Origin of the sequence: Nostoc sp. NMS9 (assembly GCF_017114995.1) — a bacterium.
Classification (GTDB): Bacteria; Cyanobacteriota; Cyanobacteriia; order Cyanobacteriales; family Nostocaceae; genus Nostoc.
The window spans coordinates 25870-48790 of the sequence record NZ_JABXKL010000028.1 but is presented as its reverse complement, the minus strand read 5'-3'; the positions used below and the strand labels follow the sequence as shown (position 1 = coordinate 48790).

20 protein-coding genes are annotated in these 22921 nt (G+C 41.0%); 10 read left to right on the top strand and 10 right to left on the bottom strand.

Features of this window, described 5'->3' with window-relative positions:
* Window positions 1–1479, bottom strand: coding sequence for a ketol-acid reductoisomerase (locus HWQ40_RS09915; protein ID WP_292777151.1), 1479 nt, complete (start codon window positions 1477–1479; stop codon window positions 1–3).
* A 221-nt stretch (window positions 1480–1700) separates the two neighbouring features.
* On the opposite strand from HWQ40_RS09915, the gene HWQ40_RS09910 reads away from it, so the two are divergent.
* The 4 genes from HWQ40_RS09910 to HWQ40_RS09895 all read left to right on the top strand — a co-directional run bounded on the left by HWQ40_RS09910 (window position 1701) and on the right by HWQ40_RS09895 (window position 4515).
* Entirely contained in the window at window positions 1701–2588 is an 888-nt protein-coding gene (locus tag HWQ40_RS09910; protein WP_292777149.1) for a LysR family transcriptional regulator, read from the top strand.
* A gap of 227 nt (window positions 2589–2815) precedes the next feature.
* Window positions 2816–3589: a hypothetical protein gene (locus tag HWQ40_RS09905; RefSeq protein ID WP_292777147.1), complete on the top strand. Its 774-nt coding sequence runs from the start codon at window positions 2816–2818 to the stop codon at window positions 3587–3589.
* A gap of 187 nt (window positions 3590–3776) precedes the next feature.
* Complete coding sequence (locus HWQ40_RS09900) at window positions 3777–4133, top strand: hypothetical protein (protein WP_292777146.1); 357 nt, start codon at window positions 3777–3779, stop codon at window positions 4131–4133.
* Window positions 4134–4278: 145 nt separating this feature from the next.
* A complete protein-coding gene (locus HWQ40_RS09895) occupies window positions 4279–4515 on the top strand; it encodes a hypothetical protein (protein ID WP_334985128.1) in 237 nt (78 codons plus the stop codon).
* 130 nt (window positions 4516–4645) lie between these two features.
* On the opposite strand, the gene HWQ40_RS09890 is transcribed toward HWQ40_RS09895, so the two are convergent.
* From HWQ40_RS09890 to HWQ40_RS09880, 3 genes are all read right to left on the bottom strand, one after another.
* Entirely contained in the window at window positions 4646–5530 is an 885-nt protein-coding gene (locus HWQ40_RS09890; RefSeq protein WP_292777141.1) for a hypothetical protein, read from the bottom strand.
* A 69-nt stretch (window positions 5531–5599) separates the two neighbouring features.
* Complete coding sequence (locus HWQ40_RS09885) at window positions 5600–6193, bottom strand: DUF1517 domain-containing protein (RefSeq protein ID WP_292777203.1); 594 nt, start codon at window positions 6191–6193, stop codon at window positions 5600–5602.
* Between the two features lie 70 nt (window positions 6194–6263).
* Window positions 6264–7826: a pentapeptide repeat-containing protein gene (locus HWQ40_RS09880; RefSeq protein WP_292777201.1), complete on the bottom strand. Its 1563-nt coding sequence runs from the start codon at window positions 7824–7826 to the stop codon at window positions 6264–6266.
* 70 nt (window positions 7827–7896) lie between these two features.
* Between HWQ40_RS09880 and HWQ40_RS09875 the strand changes: the two genes are divergently transcribed.
* The 5 genes from HWQ40_RS09875 (at window position 7897) to HWQ40_RS09855 (ending at window position 12092) form a co-directional block, all read left to right on the top strand.
* Window positions 7897–8733, top strand: coding sequence for a prephenate/arogenate dehydrogenase (locus HWQ40_RS09875; protein WP_292777199.1), 837 nt, complete (start codon window positions 7897–7899; stop codon window positions 8731–8733).
* A 207-nt stretch (window positions 8734–8940) separates the two neighbouring features.
* Window positions 8941–9237 carry a hypothetical protein gene (locus HWQ40_RS09870; RefSeq protein ID WP_292777138.1) on the top strand — a complete coding sequence of 99 codons (297 nt, stop codon included), beginning with the start codon at window positions 8941–8943 and terminating at the stop codon, window positions 9235–9237.
* A gap of 469 nt (window positions 9238–9706) precedes the next feature.
* Complete coding sequence (locus HWQ40_RS09865) at window positions 9707–10453, top strand: SDR family oxidoreductase (RefSeq protein WP_292777136.1); 747 nt, start codon at window positions 9707–9709, stop codon at window positions 10451–10453.
* 6 nt (window positions 10454–10459) lie between these two features.
* Window positions 10460–11377, top strand: a complete 918-nt coding sequence (locus HWQ40_RS09860) for a gluconolactonase (protein WP_292777134.1) — start codon at window positions 10460–10462, stop codon at window positions 11375–11377.
* Between the two features lie 148 nt (window positions 11378–11525).
* A complete protein-coding gene (locus HWQ40_RS09855; protein ID WP_292777131.1) occupies window positions 11526–12092 on the top strand; it encodes an antibiotic biosynthesis monooxygenase in 567 nt (188 codons plus the stop codon).
* A gap of 148 nt (window positions 12093–12240) precedes the next feature.
* Here HWQ40_RS09855 and hetF read toward each other — a convergent pair whose 3' ends face one another.
* The 4 genes from hetF to HWQ40_RS09835 form a co-directional block, all read right to left on the bottom strand.
* Window positions 12241–14787 (bottom strand): cell division protein HetF, encoded by a 2547-nt coding sequence (gene hetF, locus HWQ40_RS09850; protein ID WP_292777129.1) that lies wholly within the window; start codon window positions 14785–14787, stop codon window positions 12241–12243.
* Window positions 14788–15771: 984 nt separating this feature from the next.
* Entirely contained in the window at window positions 15772–15999 is a 228-nt protein-coding gene (locus tag HWQ40_RS09845; RefSeq protein WP_292777128.1) for a hypothetical protein, read from the bottom strand.
* A 604-nt stretch (window positions 16000–16603) separates the two neighbouring features.
* Window positions 16604–17356, bottom strand: a complete 753-nt coding sequence (locus HWQ40_RS09840; RefSeq protein WP_292777126.1) for an FHA domain-containing protein — start codon at window positions 17354–17356, stop codon at window positions 16604–16606.
* 693 nt (window positions 17357–18049) lie between these two features.
* Entirely contained in the window at window positions 18050–19645 is a 1596-nt protein-coding gene (locus tag HWQ40_RS09835) for a serine/threonine-protein kinase (RefSeq protein ID WP_292777124.1), read from the bottom strand.
* A gap of 301 nt (window positions 19646–19946) precedes the next feature.
* Here HWQ40_RS09835 and HWQ40_RS09830 point away from each other — a divergent pair, with 301 nt between their 5' ends.
* On the top strand, window positions 19947–20141 hold the full coding sequence (locus HWQ40_RS09830) for a hypothetical protein (RefSeq protein ID WP_292777122.1): 195 nt from the start codon (window positions 19947–19949) through the stop codon (window positions 20139–20141).
* Window positions 20142–20315: 174 nt separating this feature from the next.
* On the opposite strand, the gene HWQ40_RS09825 is transcribed toward HWQ40_RS09830, so the two are convergent.
* Window positions 20316–21146, bottom strand: coding sequence for a phytoene/squalene synthase family protein (locus HWQ40_RS09825; RefSeq protein ID WP_292777120.1), 831 nt, complete (start codon window positions 21144–21146; stop codon window positions 20316–20318).
* A 1290-nt stretch (window positions 21147–22436) separates the two neighbouring features.
* On the bottom strand, window positions 22437–22880 hold the full coding sequence (locus tag HWQ40_RS09820; protein ID WP_292777117.1) for a thioesterase family protein: 444 nt from the start codon (window positions 22878–22880) through the stop codon (window positions 22437–22439).
* Window positions 22881–22921: the final 41 nt, after the last annotated feature.

Genomic DNA, 22921 nt, shown 5'->3' with positions numbered 1-22921 from the left:
TCACCCAACAATTGAAATATCAACAGACGGACGTAATTTTGCACAAACTGACAAAACTTGATGAATTTCATGCGTTAAAAACTGATCAAATAATTCCTTATCTATCCTGAGATCGGAGTCCAGCGTAGGAAAAGCTTGTTGATATAAAATGTAATCGAATCTTGATGCCCATTTTCTTGCTCCTAATCGCGCTGTTATCGAGCAATTATCAACCATAAACGCGATGCCTTTGTGGTGCATATAGGGATTAAGAGAATCCACGCTTTCAATAATGGATTCATTAGCGATTTCTGAGTAGGAGTGCCCTTTTTCTTGAAGTAAGTCTACCTGAGCCATCATTGTGGCAATATAAATGCCTGCGGTGATGGGATTAACGGCAATATTTTCTGGATGTCTTTTAGCACGGACACTAGCGCCAACTTGCCACATTTGGGTTCCATCAATATTTTTCATAGGATAGCGTTGATGCCGATGTTCTGCTTCAATAACACTCTTGATTTCGTTTCCAGAAGCAACATCGTCATATATCTCCATCAAAATTTCAAAAGCAGGATGATAAGCAGCAGAGTAGGCTTTCTTAAAAGCTTCCTGATCTGTTTCATTTAAAAACTCGTAAACAGACAAAATTCCCTTTTGGGAAATCAGCTTAGTAATTGGGCCAGTGATAGATTCCACACTCATAGCAAACGCACTTTCTTTAGAGAATCCTTGACCAATAAACCAGCGGTAAAGACTTTCTACAATCCCGTGAACTGCTCCCAGTAACACGCCTCTTTCTCCAAAGATATCAGACTTATATTCTTCTTCAAGTGTAGTTTTAAATGTAACAGGTGAACCTATGGCAATTGACCATCCAAGTGCGTAATCTGTTGCTTTGCCGTTAATATCTTGATGAATGGCAAAGCTCGAATTAATGCCAGCCCCATTCACTTCTTTACCTTGCTCATAAAGTCTCCTAACTGAAAGGCCCATCCCTTTGGGACATACGGCAATCACGTTAATATTTTCCGGAAAATCTTTACCAATACTTTTGAGGTATCCCAACAAAAATCCATGAGATAAGCCGAGTGTAGAACCTGGGCAAAGAGACTCAAAAATTCGCTCTATATTGTTAGCTTGTGCAGCATCAGAAATGAGAAGTATGGACAATTGTGAAGACGAAAGCACTTCATACATCTCTCCCAATGTGCCATCCTCTGTGGTAAAGCCAGCTTTTTGAGCTAATGGAATAGAAGTCGAATTTTCTCGCAGACCTATTTTGACTTTAAGATCAGTTCCCCTAAGAGAATCTCTTAAATTCTGTGCTTGGGCAGAACCTTGAGATGACCAACCTATGACTCCGATTTGCCCAATACCTGCAAATGCTTTGGGTAAAAGTGGAAAAAGATGATGCCCTCCCCGGATGATATATTCTTGTGTATTTGCTAAAAGAATTTTTTCTTTTTGAAATATCTTGGTGTTGAAGTGCAAACTACTCATAGACTTATTACTACAGTGCTATATTTCGCAACGACTAGTACAGCATGGCGTAAATAAACCACCCATTCCAAATCAATGAAACGCTTACGGTGCATTAATTTTGAATTTTGAATTTTGAATTTTGAATTCCGCCTTGCGGTACTAGCTATTACATTAGATGCTAGCTGTCGCCCTGTCCAACACATTTTTTATAGGTAATTAACACTTAAAAAGTTCAAAAAATGGAGCTAAGGCATTTACGCTACTTTGTCGCAGTTGCAGAAGAATTACATTTTGGTCGAGCAGCCCAAAGACTCCATATGGCGCAGCAACCTCTAAGTCAACAAATACGCCAATTAGAGGCAGAATTGGGTGTCTCACTATTCCACCGCACCAAGCGTCAGGTTCAGCTTACAGAAGCAGGAAAAGCTTTTTTGCAGGAGGCGCGTCAAGTTTTGGATAAAGCATCTCACGCAATAAAAGTGGCAAGACTTGTTGCACAGGGAGAAATTGGGCGACTTGCTGTGGGTTTCTCTGGTTTTGCAACTTATAGCATTTTGCCGAAAGTTCTTCGGATATTTCGAGAGCGTTTCCCTAGGGTAGAATTGGATTTAGAGGAAATGACAACCAGCGCCCAAGTACAGGCTTTACAAAACCGTCAAATTCATCTTGGGCTGATGATTCCCCCTGTAAATGATGCGTCTCTAAGCTTGTCTATGATTCTGCAAGAACCATTTGTGGTGGTTTTGCCAGAGTCTCATCCTCTAGCTAAAAAGCCGGAATTAACTTTGTCCGCCTTAGGCAATGAATCTTTTATTTTGGTGTCGCGTCATTTAGAACCCGGCTACTATGATTTATGTATCAGTTTATTCCAACAAGCTGGTTTCAGTCCTAAAGTTGTTCAAAAAGCAAGCCATAAGCAAACAATACTCGGTCTTGTCTCTGCTGGTATGGGTGTTTCCCTTGCTCCTGCATCAATTCGTAATATCCACAGGACAGGGGTTGTTTATACCAATCTCAACACGTCAATAGCAAACGTGGAGCTTGCAGCCGTCTGGCGACAAGATGAGTTATCACCTATCTTGCAAACATTTATTGAGATCATTAAAGAAATTGTTCCTCAGAATTGATTTATGGTTGACCTATTGAACATCAGAATTTTTGAATTGTGAATTACGTACAATAAGATATGTGCTATTAAAAAAACTATCACAAGCATTCTGAACCCAAGAAATTTTGAGGTTTGATTTCCGCACAATGGGATATGTGCTACTCAAAAAACCATCACAAGCATTTACGTATAACTGCTAGGGTAGAGTCACGATCAAGGTGATAGTTTTATCGGAGACAGGGTAAGATGTATATCAACTTTTTCATCGGTTCCATTATTGGAATTGTGGTTCCGGTGCTGGTGGCTTTTGGCTTACTGCAATGGTTGCACATACCTACAGGTAATTTTCTTGACTGGGTGATTGGTGGTGCTAGTTTTTGGTGGCTATTGGTAATTGTTACCGTACCGTGGAATGTGCATTTTCAAGCCAAAGAAGTTTTAGCAGAAGCAGCACAATCAACTGAGAAAGGCATTCCAGTTGATGAGAAACAAGTGAAGTATGTCACAGTGTTGGCAAAGCGATCGCTCTGGGTTGCCATTGCTTTACACTTATTCTCGGCTGTTGGTCTTTATACTCTTGCTGCCACTGGTATTAGTACGGTTGGGTATATAAGTTCTGGTGCAGCTTTATTATTAACAATTCTGCGTCCAGCGATTCGGGCTTATGAGTATTTATATGCGCGGTTAGCGATGATTCGCCAAGAATGGAAGTATCCGCGCGAAGATATTTTTGAATTGCGCGATCGCTTCTCAATATTGGAACAAAAAATCCAGTCATTGGAAGATCAACTCAATCCTGAACAACCCTATTCTTTATCTGCAACTCAACAGCGTTTTGCCGAAGAAACTCGTAGAGATTTAGCTCGAATTGCCGCTAATTTAGAAGAATTACGGGCGACAAATCAAACAGAACATGAGCGTTTGGGGAGAGAAGCCAGAAATGCGATCGCGCAACTTTCTACCGACGGGCAATTTCTCGATCATGTCCGCGAAATTATTCGATTTTTTAAGACTGCTTAATTATTATTCTCATAGCTAGCTGAATTTTAAATTTTGGATCGTGGTAGTGAATATTCATCATCCAAAATTTAAAAAGTTTCTTCCAAGAAGGTTAATGAGACTCTACAAACAGAAAAATAAGTTTTATAAACATTGTATATTTGGGCATACAATGTTTATTTTTTTTAGAAAAAGGAAAAAATTATAAATGTTTGATTCTCTTATCTTAGTTTTTATATTAGGCATGATTATCCCTTTTTTTATTGCTCAGATTATGCCAAACAGCAAGTGGCTAATAGGTTATGCTATTTGTTTTGGAATTTTTGTTCTTTTTATACATTACGAGCACTTGACAACGCCAAGCGAGCGAAGAGGAAATGGTTTTGTCTACGCCTGGGCAGTACTTATGACTCGTTTAATGTATACATCAGGAAGTGTGGGAATAATCAATAGGGCTATTGTATTAGCCTATAAGTCAAGAGGATATAAAATCAATATATGGTTCATAGTTAATATAATTTTTCTTGATTGGATGCTTATTTATATCGCATTAAAGATGTGGTAATTCATTTCTACCTGGTTGAAAATGCACTATTGAGGCTCATCGTGTACCTAACTAGAACAGGAAAGGCTATAGTAAAGCTTACATAACTTCAGGAGTACTCACGGTGAATCAGATACAACTGACTTTAACTATTGGTTACTTATTAATGACATGCTATTTTTTAACTAATTGGTTAATATTTTCCCTACGTCATCTTGCTTCCAATCCAGAAGATAAATTTTTATCGGTTGTGATGTTTGTGGTAGCAACTATCTTCTGGCCTCTGATGATTCCGATGTCTTGTTTAGAAATGGTTCAACAAAAGCGAATAGACTTTAGTAAAATGATTCCTGTTCTTTTAGCAATATTTGTATTTAGTATTTCATATTATTTAACCGAATAATTAATAATTTCTCCTCACAAATTGCATAGATATTAAAGAGAAGCCGGAGATTTGACTTGTTACCCTCCGGCTTCTTTATGCACAACTACCTTTACTTGTTAGGCAGTCTATTTATTAAACTTGGAATTTTCTAACGGCGTCTGCTGCCAAAACCAGTTGAGCGGCGGGGTGCTGAACTACGCCCACTACCAAAACCACTACCAGAATTGCGTCTGGGTGAAGTGGCTCTACCAGAGGGTCGCAAGGTGCTACCACCAAAACCAGAACCAGAAGGACGGTTATTACCTGTAGTGCTACGCGGCGTATTGCGTATATTTGAATTTCCAGGATATGACCTTCTAATTGTCCCTGTATTGCGGAACGCAGTGCGATTTCTCACGGCTGCGGGTTGCGTATTGTATCGAGTTTGGTAGCTTTGAACTGCTTGGCCATAGCTTCCGCCATATCCACCAAAACCACTTAATCCTTGTCCTGATTGATAGACAGGGGGTACATAATACTGGGGTCTAAACAACAGACTACCAAGTGCCTGACCGGCCACAGCACCAGCCACAGACCCAGCAAAGGGTGCCCAGAAGTTATTTTCTCGACGGACTACAACCGTCTCTTGTTGTCCTGTTTGGGGATTGGTTTTATTCTCGGTAACGTTGTGGACGTACTCAATTTTAAAGTCTTCCGTTAGATATAAAATCGGTTGTCCTTTTTCTACCTTCAGATAGGTTTTTTTACCCTGCTTGATTTCATCATCAGTTAACCGTGCCATTTGCAAATTTTCGGTTGCAAAGGTTGGGGGATTATTGTTAAGTAAAAACAGGCTGTACTCCCCAGTTGCATCGTCATAAGTAGCTTGTTGTATTTGATACTCGCCATCACTCAACTTTGTGTTAGTAGAGGTTTGGCTAACGTTCTTAACTGGAGGAGTACTTTGGTTTTCGCCTCCACAACTAACAGTTGTGATACACAAACTCAGAGCTAAAAAAACGGCTGTAAATTTACGTACTATGGTCATGATCATTGGATTATTGTCCTATCTCTGAGCTTAACAATTTATCATCTGAGTAGTAAGTACGGACTACCCAACAGATTACAAAGGAATTAATTCTGGGTAATATTGCAACAGTTGATCGCTAGTAAGTTCATCGCCTAACTGTGCTGGCGAGAAATGCACTTGGATTGCCTTTAATCTATGTTTATAATGCAAATTTATCAATGCTTTCAATCCTTCCTTGAGTGCCTGAACGTTAGAAAGATCGGTTTCCAAATCTGGTACTTCTCCTTCATAAGCTACTGTAATCATCACAATGATGTTGCGGGTTACAGGTATAGATAAAGGTTCATTCAATCCAGAGTTAGAACTGTAATCTGGTTCACTGAGATATCTTTCGGCAGAGTCAGTAAATAATTCATTCACGTAATCCCCCGCTTCGCCTTCATCAAAAAATACGTCACCTTCATTAGCAGCAGAAAGCCAATATTCATCGTATTGCAGCAGGGTTTGGCTAATTTCTTCCAATCCTTCTCCTAAAACTTCTAAATCGCCATCGGCATCGATCGCATCCCGTCCAGCACTATTTAATACTCCCAAAATTGGCGCTACTTCACCTCCCCCTAAGTGCAGAAATAGGCGAAACACTACATAGCGAGTTCGACCAATCATTTTATTAAAGGTATCGCGCATTTTTTCCTCCAAAATTTTTGTCATTTGTCATTAGTTCAATGCCCCATGCCCAATTCCCAATCCCCCATAACTAATGATTAATATAATGAAATCCTTTGACAAAATCTATAATGATATCTAATGAAGGTAATATATTTTTTTTTGAATCACTGGATATATCATAAGCTGAAGCATTAAGAGCAGAGCGATTAATAAATCTTTTCCCAAAGTTGGGATGGTCATAAACAATCAAAGTGTGGGCGCTGGAATTCGTTAAAACTATTTGGGTTGGAGCTTTACAAAAATTTAACTTTGCGGCTACTTCGATATTTTTTTTCATCTGTTTAATTCTTGTAGCCTGATTTATAGCTTGTTCTAAAAGAGTATTTAATTGTTTCACTATATGAGGCGATTTTAAGTTTTGGTTTGCAACAACTTCACTGTTAATCATTTCCACTATACTGGAAATATTTTTTTGAGTTGATGCCGCATCTAGAAAGGGAAGAATGACAATGTAAGCAGTGGGAAATAATGCTTCGTCGCTATCTACATGAAAGGTGAAAATAGTCCGGCGACGACCACTTTCGATGCTTGGAGGTTGTTTCAGCCCTCGATATTCTTGAGCAATTTGGTAGTAAGCGCCAGCGATCGCAAAATTGGCTTCGTGTTCTAAGGCTGCATCAACAATAATCCGAATTGTTGGCGGTGTTTCGTTAAAAAAATCTCGTGACTCTTCAGAATGGAAATTTTGGATAATGGAGCGATCGCCAGCTGGGCTAAGATCGACCCATTCACAAACCATGCCTTCGGTTTTTAAACCAAACCTGGAGGTTGCATAAAGCTTGGCTCCAGTTAAAGTTGCTCCTGTTAAGTCAGCACCGATCCATTCTGCCCTAATTAATTTTGCCTGAGTTAAATTGGCGTGGACTAAACTTGTATTTGTTAAATTGGCATTGCTTAAATCTGCGCTAATTAAATCAGCCCCGCTCAATTTTGCGCCGCTCAAATCAGCCCACCGGAGATTTGCGCCGCTCAAATCAGCCCACCGGAGATTTGCACCACTCAAATCAGCCCCGCTCAAATTAGCATGGCTGAGATTGGCTTGTCTGAGTTCGGTATCTCGCAAATTTGCACCGCTCAAGTCAGAACGCCTGAGGTCACTGGCGTTTAAGTTAGCCATCTCCAAGTTGGCTCCAGTTAAAGAAGCACCTCTCAAGACAGTCTCACTTAAGTTAGCGTGACGGAGATTCGCTTGGCGGAGTGTCGCCTCTCGCAAATCAGCACTGGTGAGATCAGCCTCCAACAAGTCAGCGCGACTCAGGTCAGCGCGAACTAACTCGGCGCGGATTAATGAGGCCCCTCTGAGTTGAGCGCGGCTTAGATCCGCTCGAATCAAATTAGCGACGTTGAGACTGGCGTTATTGAGGATGGCGCTGCATAGATTTGCACCACTCAGTCTGGCTACATTCAGCTTGGCATTGCTCAAGTTAGCTTCACTCAGATTCGCGCCACTCAGGTTGACTATACTCAAATTAGCATCGCTCAGATTTACGCCACTGAGTTTGACCCCACTCAGGTTGGCTTCTGGGAGGTCAACACCACTAAAGTTTAAGACTCCTGCTGCGTATTGTTCCAGTAATTCCTCTACAGTCATTGATGCTACCCCTTGGATGCCAACTTTAATAGTTGGTAAAGTCATAAAAAACGGAATGTCAAAATCAAAAATGAATATTGGAATTTTAGGATTGGGACTGATTGGCGGATCTTTGGGTTTTGATTTGCGATCGCAAGGACATCATATCTTAGGAGTTAGTCGCCGTGAAGCAACCTGTCAAAAGGCAGTTACCCTCGGCAGTGTTGATGAAGCATCAGTCGATCTGAGCCTGTTAGCAGCCGCAGAAGTTGTATTTATTTGTACACCTCTAGCCCTTATTGTGCCCCAATTTGAACAGTTAGTCGCTCATTTGCCTACCGCTACAGTCGTGACTGATGTGGGTTCGGCGAAAGCACAGATAGTCAAGGATATTACTCCCCTTTGGGATAATTTTATTGGTGGTCATCCAATGGCGGGCAGAACAGACAGTGGCATAGAAGCTGCACAGCGAGATTTATTTGTTGATAAACCTTATGTATTAACACCGATAACGACAACCCCAACTAGTGCAATTACAGTTGTGGAAGAAATTGTGCGATCGCTCGGAGCTAATATCTATTATTGTCAACCAGAACAACACGATCGCGCTGTTAGTTGGATTTCCCATTTACCTGTAATGGTGAGTTCCTCGTTGATTGCTGCTTGTTTGAGCGAAACTGACCCTGATGTTTTGCAATTAGCCCAAAAGTTAGCTAGTTCAGGTTTTCGGGATACCAGTCGTGTGGGTGGCGGAAATCCAGAGTTGGGCGTGATGATGGCGCGGTATAATCGTCATGCATTGCTGCGATCGCTGCAACAATATCGTCAAAACCTCGATGAGTTGACTAACTTAATTGAGCAAGAAAATTGGGTAGTTTTAGAGGAAAAGTTCAAATTAAGGCAACAGGCACGACCTGATTTTGTTTAATAGTTGTCGGGTGCGTTTAGCTATGAATAACGCACCCATATTTTAATTTAGTGAGTTAATTAATAAAGTTTGTTGGCTGCTTTTTTGTCAAAACAACTCTATAGAGCTACTCAGAAATTCCAACAATAAAATATTTAAAAATGCTACTCGACAGTCTGATAGTCACCAAACCGATGTACCATACAGATAAATTTACAAAAATCAACAATGGTAGAACGTCCAATTAAGAAATCGGAACGTCAGTCTCAAGGAAGCACTGACAGCAATTCCGAAAATTCGGATTCTGTAACCCCTATTGAATCCAACCCCAAAAGCTCAAAACCGAGCCGCGATCGCTCCTCTGACAAAGGGAAAAAAGGATCATCATATAGGGATGAAAGCAGACAACCGGTGAATCCTGCACTAGCGCGTGGTCCAAAACCCGTTAAACCTCCAGCCCCCAAAGTTAAAACAGAAGAACTTGAAACAGAATCAGAATCTATCTCTGAGGAGTCTCAAGAGTAACATTACAAGTGTTGTTGTGTGATGTGGGAGGCTATAAGCATATAAAGACTGGATTTCTGGCTCCGAAGGCAGCGATCACGCCCCCCATCACCATTAGATTATTTTTAGCGATCGCATATCTTACAGAGTTCCTGTATGTCAAATGCGCGAGTGGGTAGGTGTACAAATTCTACAGCCCCAAAAAAGATATCAACGATTTTATTGCAATTCATCAAAATCCTATTAGGGATTGAAACGGTGGTATAGGCGATTGCTCCTGATACCAAAGGAATGATTTTAAAAGAGTTTGGGCTTAATGTTGACACCCATCAGCATTAGTGTACCCCTATCAAATATATAGTTTTTAAACTTATTCATATTTAGTATTTATTGTCAATACATAAACCCTAAAATATATTGCAAAAATCAATTTGCTTAATTTACAACATCTCAGTACAGTAAACTTAAAAGCAGTTTGAAGGTCATAAAAATGACGACTCAAAAAAGGATTGCTGTAGTCACAGGAAGTAACCGAGGGCTAGGATATGCAATTTCCCGTCAATTATCCCAAATTGACAACCGCGTAATTCTGACGAGTCGTAATGAAACAGATGGTCTTGCTGCCAAGCAGCAGTTGTCCAGTGAAGGGCTTGATGTTGACTATCACAAGCTGGATGTTACCAATGATGGAAGCGTGCAGCAGTTTACCGAGTGGTTACGTGAAACTTACGGCAAAGTAGATATTCTGGTCAATAATGCAGGTGTAAATCCCACAACAAAGCCTGAAGAGTCCAGCTTACTGACTGTCCAACTGGAAACGATGCGATCGACCTTTGAAACTAATGTTTTAGCGGTACTCAGAATTTCTCAAGCATTAATTCCCTTAATGAAGGTGCAAAACTACGGTCGCATTGTCAATATCTCAACGGAAATGGCATCTCTAGCATCTGTTTCAGGTGACTACTACGCTTTAGCACCTTCCTATCGACTCTCAAAGGTGGGAGTGAATGGACTAACAGCGATTCTAGGGAAAGAACTTCAAGGTACTAATATTCTGGTAAATGCCTATTCTCCAGGTTGGATGAAGACCGATATGGGAGGAGATGATGCTCCATTCACGGCAGAAGAAGGAGCGCAAACAGCTGTTTATTTAGCAACACTTCCGGATGGAGGAGCGCAAGGACTATTTTTTGCAGAGATGCGAAAGTTTGGTGGCCCCATTCAATTACAGTGGTAGGTTAATATGGGAAATTCCGCAGGTTTACCGCCTATTTATTTAGATACGACCATTGAATTAGCACCTGCTAAAGTGATTGCCTCTTTCCCGGTCAATACTTTTTTGGAAAATATAGCGATTGCACCAGATGGCACAATATTTGTAACTAATCACGAAGTTGGCAAGATTGTTCGCATTAGTCCAGATGGTAATCAGCAAATTCATGCGACTGTTGAGGGTAAAGTCAGTGGTCTTGCTTTCGCTGCCAACGGGGGTTTAGTGGCAACAGGCTGGAATGCTGATTCTATACCAGTGGTTTCTTTAGTTGCCAGTAATGGGACAGTGGAAACCTTACTAACACTGCCAGATGCCATATTTCTCAATGGCATAACTCCCCTTTCTGGCACTCAGTATTTAACAGCAGATTCTTATCGGGGTGCAATTTGGCTGATTGATATCGCTCAACCTTGTGGATCAATTTGGCTAGAACATCCAATGCTTGCTCGTAGCAATTCGGAAAATATCATTCCGGCTGCAAATGGTTTGAAGCGTTTTGGTGATTTCCTCTACGTTTCAAATACGGAAAAAATGTTGTTGTTGCGGATTCCCGTTGATACCGCAGCTCGACCAGGTGAGCCGGAAATCTTTGTTGAGCAAACTAATATTGATGACTTCGCCTTTGACGTGGAAGGCAATCTTTATGGAGCAACGCACATATACAACAGTGTGGTGCGAATTGCAAGCGATCGCAGTAGTACTATTATTGCTCAAGCCGAGGAAGGTGTAATTGGTAGCACAGCCGTGGCTTTTGGTCAAACACAGAGCGATAGCACCGCAATTTATGTTGTGACTAATGGTGGAATGTTTTTACCTCCACCCACTGGTGTCGTTCCTGCGAATGTTGTTCGGCTTGAAGTTGGAAAAACTGGATATCCCTTGGCTTGAGCGTGACCGAATTTTATATTTTAAATTTGGGATTTGCAATTGTAAATCCCAGATTTAAAAATGTTTCATAGCAAGCAAATTGATACTCATTCTCCGAAAATCAAGCTACGTGAAAAAATCTAAAATCCAAAATTGATTGGCATAACTAATGGAGATAGAACAAAACGATCAATTTGTAACCGTGGTCATTACACAACTTGTCAAACCAGGATGCGAAACTGCTTACGAAGCTTGGTTGAAAGAGATTACCAGGGTTTCCAGAAATTACGTGGGTCACATGGGAACAAATGTGATTTGTCCCCAACTTGGGGTGCGAAATGAATATGTGATTATCTTCCGATTTGACAGTTATGAAAATTTAGAGGTGTGGATGACATCGCGCGATCGCGAACATTTGCTCAATCAAGGTAAGCATTTAGTTGAATCCGATCCTTATGTTCAAAAAATTAGTGGATTAGAAGCTTGGTTTTCTCTTCCCGGTCAACCATTAAAAACTCCACCGCGCTATAAAACAGCCTTGCTAACTTGGGGAGCTGTATATGTGTTGATTAATTTGTTGAATACGTTTTTAGTACCCCTAATTCGTGGTTTACCACCCTTGATTATTTCGTCGATCATAACGATTACTATGGTTTTGCTGTTAACCTATGTTGTCATGCCTAGAGTTAGCCGTTTGTTTAGCTTTTGGCTATATCCTAAATCACGAAAAATTTAGCAATTAAAATTACTTTAACTAATCTACTTTTGCTATTTTACGAGCGCCTCCTCTTCTGGGTCAAAAACAATTAGCCGAACTTGGTAGCGTTGGATTAATAAGCGTGGCAGTTCTAAGCTATTAAAAGCGATCGCACCACCACAACATATTACTGCTCTTCACCTTTTTCCTGAAGGAGCGATCGCCAATCTTCAATCGCCTTCTCCGTCCACAGCCAATTTTTAGCTAATTTATCTACCTGGAAATTTTCTCGATCGGACTTGAGAACCGTTTGCCGCAACTTGATCGCTTCATTCAAATATTGCGTCTGCTTACCACTAGATTGACTAAGTGCAGATTTATACAATCCAAGAGCTAAACCAGCATAAGAAGTTAAAGCATCTTGAGGAACTGCTGTGTTTTTGGATGTTGAATTTGTGTTCTGTTCTTTGAGAGCTAAATTCAAAGCCTTGAACCAAGAATCATTGGCTCGATTCAGATTGCCTTCTGTGTAGTAGGCAAATCCCAAAGCGTTATTATACAAAAGTGATTCGGGTTTAGCTTTGGCAGCAGTTTCCCAGTAACGGCGGGCATCATCGACACTATAGTTATTGTCTCCAGTTTGGATAGACTGCCACGCCAATCGTCCCTTGTAAAAATTCACAGATGGATCGTCAGCTTGTTTATTGGGAATTAGTTTTAAGGAAGTTTCAGCCGCAGCCAGTGCGCCCCGATTGAGTAGTTCTTCTACAGCCAATAACCCACCTTGCAAGTCACCCTGGCTCAATTTTTCCGTAGCAGTAGCGGTGACAATCCCAGTCGCTTCTATTCCTAAATCGATATTCGGCTGCTTTTGAATCGGTCGAGAATCAGGTAGAGAGTGGGTGGGAATTTCTGGTATTTTAGGCAGTGCTTGGGGGCGATTTTGCCACCACCAATTTAAACCGATCGCAGCTGCTAACGCACTGATCCCCACAACACCCACAATCGACCACATCTGGCGGCGACGGGTACGATTTCTTGGTGGGGGTGGTTGCGATGCCTGCGGCGGGCTATGCCTACGCGAAAAATTAGAATTTTGCCAATTTTCTTCAAGATTCCCAGGAGTTGCAGGTGGCTCAGGTGGAACTTCTCCCCACAAATCTGCTGACTCTTCTGAGGAAGTTATTTCCTCTGAAATCTGGCTTTGGTGAAGACTATTTTCGTGAATTTGTTGATCCGGTTGAGTTGCAGGTTTTTGGTTATCTAGCTGACGAAACAAATCCGAAACTATCGCAGAATCTTCTTCATAGCTGGGATCGTCATACTCAATTTCATCAACCAGATCGCCCCAAGTATCTTCACCTAGCCAGTCCAACCCAGAAGAGTCCCGCGTCAAACCAGTAGGAATCATGTCTTCCATTCCTAAAGGCATCTCGCTATCATCAGGCATACCAGGGTACATCGTGGAAGTTACCCCTAAAGGCGAACTATACTGATTCAGCGACTCCGTACTTGCAGATACCTCAGTTTCCTGACTTAAAAAACCGTCAAATTCTGGCTGGAGATATAAAATCGGTAATGCCCAGTACATCTGGTGAGAACCATAAGCAGAAATTAATCCTTGGCGCACCCGACTTACACACAAATCTACTGGATATCCCTGACTTAAGTTGCGGTAAAACAATTGTGTGAGCGTCAATGCCACTTCATCAGGAATCCGTTCTGACATCGCCAAAACGCTTCTAATTCCGCGCTTCACCAGACTTTCCGCTAAGTTTCGTTCGCCAGTATCTCCAGAGGGATTGGACGCTGCTGTGTACGCGCCCAAGCAGGAATTAAACACTGCCATTTGGATATTATTGTTGACGAGCAAACCTGCCAAATCGTCCCCAGTCAAGATTTCCGTTAAGCCAGTTCTGCGATTAACAAGATAAATTTCTCCGCCATTTGCGCCTAAATTACTATGACCAGAGTAGTGGAGAACATGGTATCTACCTTGTTCTAGGGCTTGCGTCAGTTCTTCCCGTCCTGGTTGGTCTAATACAGTGAGTTCAATTTCGGGGAAACGATTGCGACCTTCACCAGGTCGTGACGTTTGACGGTGAAGTTCCGCTTGCAGTTTAATTGCTTCCTGTTTCTGTAAGTCAAGACGGACTTGATCTGAGGGGGAAGCAATTACCATCAATACTTTGACACCACCTTGTTCTTGTGGTGTGGGCATATTTTGCGTAGGCGTAGCCCCCCGCAGGGATCGCAAAGGAGAAGCCCCCGAAATGCCACTTTGGAAGCGAGAAAAAGCCACATAAGGCCCAGTAGCCAGAGGGCGATCGCCTGCGTGCATCACTTCCCAAGGCAAACGAGCTAATCTAGTGTCTTTTAGCCCCAAGCGTAACCGTAGTACTTGTTGATGGTTCTGAGCAATACCTTGGGCAGTAATCCAACTATCTCTGAGAGTGCCTTGAAATAAGGTGTTATAAAATTGTTGACCCAACGCCACCAAATTCACAGAGTTTCTAGCGATATCACTTTCATGCCCGCCAGAGGTAAATGGATCTCCTTGCAACACCGAATTCAACGGGTCATTCATCAAATGCCCAGCAGCCATCAACCAATCAGCTATAGGCCAAGTCACCAATTCTTCTGCCAATGGTACCCCAGGCGCGACTTGTTCCGTCCGCACCAAGTAGTCATTTTGCCCTACTGGGGTTACGGAAATATGGAATTCCTGGGTCACAACTTCTCCTGTCCGCCTCCTAAATCTGGTTTGAAACGCGAAAGTTTCAAGTCGATTTTTCGCTTCCTCTGATAATTTAGATGCATCCCGCCCCTGAATGTTTCTGATTCGGTGTCGTTTTGGTTTTTCTGCCTTTACAACTTTATCCGGATCGGATTACTTGGGTCTAGAACACTTAATTGGTAGATGCACCTTGATCTTCAACTCCCCTAGTTGGCTAACACCCACTGGGGGTTTTTTTATTTTTGGCAAACAACAGCAACTTCTGACGCAGATATTCTCTACCAGAAAATAGTGCTTAATCCTAGAATACTTGATTAATAGATGGATGTCCCTCGATTTTTAACTCCCCTAATTGAGTTAATATCCACTTTTGTTTTTTTGACACACGACAACAATCAATTTTTTAATAAATTTATCCGGAGCATGGTGGTTAAACCTAGAACATTTAAGTGGTAGATGCACCCTGATAACTAGCTCCCCTGGTTGGCTAACGCCCACTGGGGGTTTTTTTATGAAAATTGAGTATTGATTAACCCTGACACACCCATTTTGTAAAGCAGCGCACCGATCGTTTAATTGGTAGGTCTGTCCTGATAACTAACCCCTCTGAGATTTTTCTTCGATCGACAAACAGTAACAACTTCAACCTCTGCTAATTGATCCGGTAGCGACCCATTTATTTTAGAAAAGATTATTGGTAGATGCACCCTGATAACTCACTCCCCTGGTTGGTTAACACCCACTGGTGGTTTTTTCTAGTTGCTTCACCGATAACGATCGCGAATGCGTCTCGTAGAGAAATGTTAGTGAGTCTTTATCCTCTCAGAAACGCTATGCGTAGCTTGCTTCTCCATAGGGGTACGAGCTTCACAGCCCATCGTAGACATCGCCTCTAATTTAGTTCATTTTTCCCGGAAGAACTAGTTGCCCCTAGAAAAGATTATTGGTAGATGCACCCTGATAACTCACTCTCCTAGTAGGTTAACACCCACTGGGGGTTTTTTTATTTAAAAAAATAACTGACCCTGATAACTCACTCCCCTGATAGGTTAACACCCACTGGGAGTTTTTTCTAGTAGTTGCGTTACCAATAGCGATCGCAAATGCGTCTCCTAGAGAAATGTTAGCGAGTCTTTTCCTCTCAGAGATGCTACGCGTAGCTTGCTTCTCCATCATAGAGTTACGAGCGTCACAGCCCGTTGTAGACATCGCCATCAACTCTAATTTAGTTCATTTTTCCCGGAAGAACTAGTTGCCCCTAGAAAAGATTATTGGTAGATGCACCCTGATAACTCACTCCCCTAGTAGGTTAACGCCGACTGGGGGTTTTTTTATTTAAAAAATAACTGACCTTTGTACAAATTTATCCGGAGTATGGTCTTCAACCTGAGAACATTTAATTGGTAGATGCACCCTGATAACTAACTCCCCTAGTAGGTTAACACCGACTGGGGTTTTTTTTGCTGTAGACGCGTAGCGGTGAGCCAAATACCTGGAGTACATCACTATCACTACTCTTGTTGCTACTGCTGGTAGACCTTGAGTATCCTCCTGTTGCCAGGATAGAGCATAACTTACTCACTCAATCCCTGGATCGCTTTCTTTTTATTGTGAGCTAGAGATGCCACTCCAAAATGATTGCTATGATATTTAATCACATTCTTAATTTTTTTTATATATTTATTTTCACGAGTTCCTTTTTAACTTTCACTATTTGTCTGCCTCAGCAAACCTTACCTTTTTACTCAGGACAGACTAGCAGACTAAATGTCACGCTATCCATGTACAGCACTCTTGAAGCAAGTGAAAACTGCTAGAAGTTCCAATTTTTTAGCTGGCTGGGATTAGACGGTGTTTGTGTGGTAAATAGACGGTCTAAAATTTCTGATTTTTGTTCTGAACTGAAGTTGTCATAAAAATTTTCAAGCTTCTCAACTATTCCGAAATTTCTGAAAGCCTCTAAATTAGAATCTGGTTTTTCAATTAGAGATTTTTGTCTATTCTGGGAATAAGTAAGTATGTCTACTGTATGATTATTCCTGCGATGCACAAGCTGCATCAATAAATCCATTGCAACAGTTGGCAGAACGGAGTAGGTAGAAGTCACAAAAAAATCAAAAGTCATATTTCCTAGACGGATACGATCGCCATCTTTGAGCTTGATCGGCCTAACAGTGCGATTACCATTCACAAACGAGCCATTGGTACTGTTGAAATCAATTAAGTAAAAGCCTTGCTCGTCAATATACTGAATAGCAGCGTGGCGACGAGACAGATGATTGTCAGCAATGTAAATACCACTGTTGCGATTACGACCTATCGTCCAGATTTGTTGTGGCTGTCGTAAACTTTGAGTCTGATTGTCACCCAAGTTAGTCATCAAATAAACAGCATTATCCACTACACCATGTACGTAACCCGCCTTGACTCTCCTCAACGACGGTTGAGATAGGTTTTCTAGCTGAAGAATTTCATCTAGAAGGCTGCCGTGGTGTTCATACAACTTGAGGAATACTTGATATAAAGTTAATCGCCGTTCTATTTCCGTTTGTGCAAAGTCAGTCATTATACGTAAACCTTATACTACCTGATTTCGGTTGTGATGTACTTCTCCAGCCTACAATCAGGGATAATTGATTTTTTGCTTTTTGCTGCGATCTGAAAAATTTAGTGGTTTAGGATCATTCTATTTTAAAAATTTTAGGTACGAGATTCAGCGTTGTTTATAGCCATAAAAAGCATGTAAGTATCTTTAGAAAATTATTGTGATGCTTTATTGTTTATTGTAAATAATCATTTGTTATTTGTAACAGATAAAAATCATAAAGATTTCATGAAGAATTGACAACCATCTACGTATTTTTGCTAGATAGTTGGAGATTTATTAATATTCGTGATAGTGATGCCTATCGATCAACCTAAACATTATATATATTTGGTCAATTCTGAATGAATCTAAGTTTTTATCAAGAAGAATCAGGGCTAATTTTCCCAGATGTGAGAAAAGTTCAGCCTTGTAATTCTGATAAAATAAGTATTTTAAAATTGTTAATAAAAATAGAGAGCTTAAAAGCAGGGAGTTGAGGCTATTCTGCTAATCTAAAATAATTGATTTCAATAAAAAGGGTTCATCCGTCAGGATAATCTAGAATCTAATATAGGAGAATATTCGCATAGAACTACGGCAACAAAAGAGGCTATTCCCGATGACTTGGGAAACCCCATCCGTCTATAGGTTGGGGTAGTTTACACTTTAAAATCACAACAAGCCTCGTTTCCCATTGGGGCGCACGGTCATCCAATTTGTTTTTGCTAGTGCTAGCTGCTCATCAGAAATTTTGGCACTGGTGAGATTAGCACCACACAGATTAGCTCCTCGGAGGTTAGCATTGCTGAGATAAGCATTGCTAAGGTCTGCGCCTCGCAGGTCTGCTCCTTCTAAATCAGCATGATTAAAATATGCTTTGCTCAAATTAGCATCCTTAAGATTTGCTCGAGTAAGACTGGCTCTACCAAAGTCACTATTGTGAAGATTAGCTCCCTGAAGATTGGTTTTTTGCAATTGAGCAGAATGGAAATTTGTTTGAGATAAATCAGCACCTTGCAGATTTAGCAAATTTAAATTGTGTAAGGCAAAATCCCGTCTTCCCTTCAGATAAGCTGTTAATAAACCTTGGGTATCTAACTTCCGCCCAACTTTAGAATTTTGAACTTGTGAATCATTGCTGTTGCTAGTGAAAGTCGTCGATTTGGCCATCCCAGAACCCTGGTGTAATCCCGCGGCTTCTGCGGCCTTGGCTCGTCTAGCACGAATCGCTGCCGCTACCTGTGCCACTCCAGTGCTGGTAGCAGAAGGGTTGTTACATAAAACAGCAGAATTTTCCAGGTGGTTATGTGTTCGCTCTTTAGATCCATTATCAGATTTAATCAGCAAACCCTTTGCTAAACTATCTAAGTATGGTTCTATTTCCAATGCTCTAAGAACTTCTGCCGCTGACTGATAGCGATTACGTACAGACACCTCTAACATTTTTCGCAACACATTGCCCAAGTGATCGCTCACTTGCACAAGTTGCTCCCACATCATCTCACCAGTATTGGGATTGTAATCTAAATCTTTAGGAGTTTTGCTAGTCAGTAAATAAATGCATGTTACCCCCAATGCATAAATATCACTGGCGTAGACTGGACGCATAGCCATTTGCTCTGGAGGTGCAAAACCAGGAGTACCAATAGCATACGCAGTTAATGCTGTCTGTCCTGATGGGCCTGTCGCACTTTGGCTGATTTGGTTTTTGACGGCACCAAAGTCGATCAGTACCATTCTGGCATCTTGGGTGCGGCGGATTAAGTTGGCTGGCTTGATATCACGGTGAATCACCTTTTGATCGTGGATGTATTGCAACAGTGGCAAAATCTCGCTCAAAAATTGCTTGACTCCAGTTTCGCTCAAGATGCCGTTAAGTTTGACCTCCTCTTGCAAGGTATCGCCACTGATATATTCTTGAACTAAGTAGAATTGCTCGTGATCTTCAAAATAGTCTAACAATCTTGGTACTTGGGGATGATTGCCAATCTTACCTAGAGTTTTGGCTTCTCGCTCAAAGAGTTCTCTGGACATCTGCAAAACGTGTGGGGCGCTTCCTGATGGGCGTAATTGTTTGATTACGCAACTCGGTTCTCCTGGTAAGCCTTGATCGTTGGCTAGGAAGGTCGCTCCAAAGCCACCCTGACCTAATGGTTTGATCACCTGATAGCGATCGCGCAACAGTAGTTGCGAGCCACAAGACTGACACCTTTGGCTATATACCAAATTTTCTGGATTGGAACAGGTAGGATTTAAGCAGTAGCTCATGCACTCTCAACTCGCTGCACGAATAATCACGGGGAGTGTTATACTCCCTTTCAATTATTTAGACATTAATCAACTCTTGCCAGGTAATTTTTGCTGGAAATCCTTTGAAGAGTTCCTAAAGTTTAACTGAGATTACCTAAAGCGATCGCTAAACAAGATTATTTATTATACTTATCATTGGCAAATACTGTTTATGTTACTTTCTACCAATTTGTAATTCCTAATGACGCTCTCTCAAGGCTTGTGGCGTGCATCGCGCTGTTATCACATTTAGAAAATCAGCTTTAATCTGGTTTTTTGCATGAGAGAATTGCTATTAAAAGGTATTAGAGGGCAGTGCCCAACGCCAGTTACTATATTTCGGGAAACCCCAGACGCTCGCGGACTCGCTCTAAGCGTTGGCGTAGCTTCTCTAAGAGTTGCCATGCCGTTGGCGTTCGCAGAGCGTCTCGTAGAGAAGGGAGAAGACCGCACTAGTACACATCGGCGGAAATAAACTACCCATTCCAAATCGCTCAAAGCCGCGAAATTCGAGCTTTTTGACTTTTGACTTTTGACTTTTGACTTCCGCGCAGCGGTACTAGCTACCCTACAGAAAGTCGCTGTAGAATTTTGGATGCCCAAATTTGGAGGCAATTTAGAATCATCTCCATTAGTCGTTAAGAGATTATTAGCTAGCTTTCATGTTCACACTAATCAGCTGTTCGATTAGTGCAAAAACATCACTGCGGCTGAGTTTTTCTTTACCATTAGCAAGGGCGTCAAGAGTGCCGTTTGCCAACGTGAAGGGGATTTGACAAAAATCTAAGGCTGGCCCGGTCGGAAGGTCTTTGATATAAGCTTCTGCCAGGGCTAGATTGCGCCGGGCATACTCTTGCATATTTTCTGCACTCCAACCTTCTGGGAAAAATTCTACCCCACGCCCCAAATCTTCAGTATGGTTACGCAAGATATTGACTGCTTGTAAACCCCGACCAAAACCAATCGCTTGGGTACGGTTCGTTTGTGTTCCATCATACCAAGTCCACAAGTCAGAAAGTAATAATCCTACTGCACCTGCAACTCCAAAGGTATAACGATCTAAATCAGATTCTGTATAAATTTTCCAGTTTTTTTCTGCCCAATAAGCCATCCGGTCTGCCATTGCAGCAGTGGCATCCCAAATTCGAGGTGCAATGGTGTCTGGTGCTAGCAGTGACCATTCTCTAAGCCTCAAAGTGACTTCTTCTAATGAATTCTCATACCCACTAAATCCTGCAAAGAAAGCATCTACCGCGAAGCCATCAACTCCTGCCTGTAATGTCAGGCTAATGGTTCTTAACAGCTTTGCTTTAGTAGCGTTATCTAGTTCGGGATGATCTTCAATTTCATCAATGGCACGCATACACAAATATGCTGATGCTACTGCTTCTTGCAATCCTGGCGGTAAAAGACTAATTGGGATATAAAAAGTTCGGCTAGTTTCTTTGAGGATTTGCAATGCATCTCTACGTAAATTCATGTTTTCACTCCCCACTTGATTTTTGCACCACATGAAGTTTGCAGTTTTTTGATGATACTGGATATAGTTTTGACTAAACCTTAAAAACTATAGACTATAAGATACGCTAGTATTTCATCTAAAAATTGATAGTTTTGGTGTTGCAATTAACAAAACTCTCAAATTTATCAAAGTCTAGTCTAGTATAGAGGTTTTTGGGTGCAAAAGTGTTTGACGTGTCGTTTGATATAGCTTTCATAAACTTTTAGTATACATATAAAGAATTATGGTAATATTTGGTTGGATATGACGAAATTTTTCCATAAGCAAACATCCATTTTAGCGATTTAAAAGTGCTTTAAGTCTGCGTTAATCTGACTAACAAAGTATAATTATTGTATATATAAAGACAATTCAGGAAAAGCTGACAACGGATAACAGCATTTGTACATACCTTTGGATGGGTACAATGGTTTACCGAAGAGTTAGGGTCAGTTAAATTGGACGACATATAAGGCTGCAATGCCTGAGTTGGACTATACCTAATCTATTGGAGTCAGAACCACTTTGCTGTTCAAAGTGACATAAAGTGACCAAAACTCAAAACAAGAAGTTCCCGTATATTTACGAGATTGACAATAAAAAAGTTGGCTGTTTGCCAACTCAACACAATATTTGTGAATATTTGACTCTGATATCATGTCCGCTTGATTGCTTATTAAACCCGAATAACCCCAAACAGCTTAAGCTACACTTGGTCTCCCCTCCTTGCTTGTCTACGGTGTACACACAAGTCCTAAAAACCTAAGCTTGATGAGATTTTCCTCGTTCCCATACTCTGCATATTGATGAAAAAATAAAAAACACGTAGTATCAATGTTCAAGCCCCCAACTTCAGTTGCTACGGTGTATACACAAGTCCTAAAATCCTTGCTTGGTAAGATACAAGCCTTGTTAGGCAAGGCTTTGAGTTCAGTAAACTGATTATCAATAGTCGAAGCTTATTGATAGAGGTATAACGAAAAATCAAGGATTTTAAAAAGAATTTTCCGTTGTTTTTCGTCGATTTGGTTCCCAACTCGACTTGTGTATACACGGTAGAACTTCAGTTGTGGGGTAATAATTGCGAATTGCGAATTGTCAATTGCGAATTGGAGATGACCCTTCCCAATTTGCTCTTACCAAGGGGAGGTACCGCAGGCAGTGGGGTTTTTTCGCATATTTATGAAGAATCGGTATTATAGTCCAGATTATGTTTACAAACCGAACAGTCTGTAAAAACTCAAAAAAATATTGAAGTATTCCTAATGATTAAATTTTCTGAATCCCTAGTTGATACTGTAAATATTTTTTCTGTAATTCCTCTGGAATGGGAATCAGACGATTATTTTGCAGACTGACAAAACCACCCTTCTGGCTAGCCACTGCTGCTAACTCATTGTTAGATAAAATTTCAGCTTGCACAGTCCACTTTAAGCGTCCTAAACCACTCAGCCATAAACGTCCAATCACTTTATCAATAATCTTTATTGGACGTTTATATTCAATTTCAGTCCCAGCTAGAATCGGTGTATATCCTAGCTCAATTTGTTGGTTGAGTTGCCAATGTTCATCTAAAAACTTTAGACGTAAATCCTCTAGCCATCTGATATACACAATATTACTCACAATTCCCATAAAATCAATGTCGTATGTTTTTACAGGAATTGCTAATATTACTTCTAATGGTCTGTGTAAGTTGTTATTTACTAGCATTATTTCTCTTGATATTTTTTCATACTGCTCGGTCTGTTCAA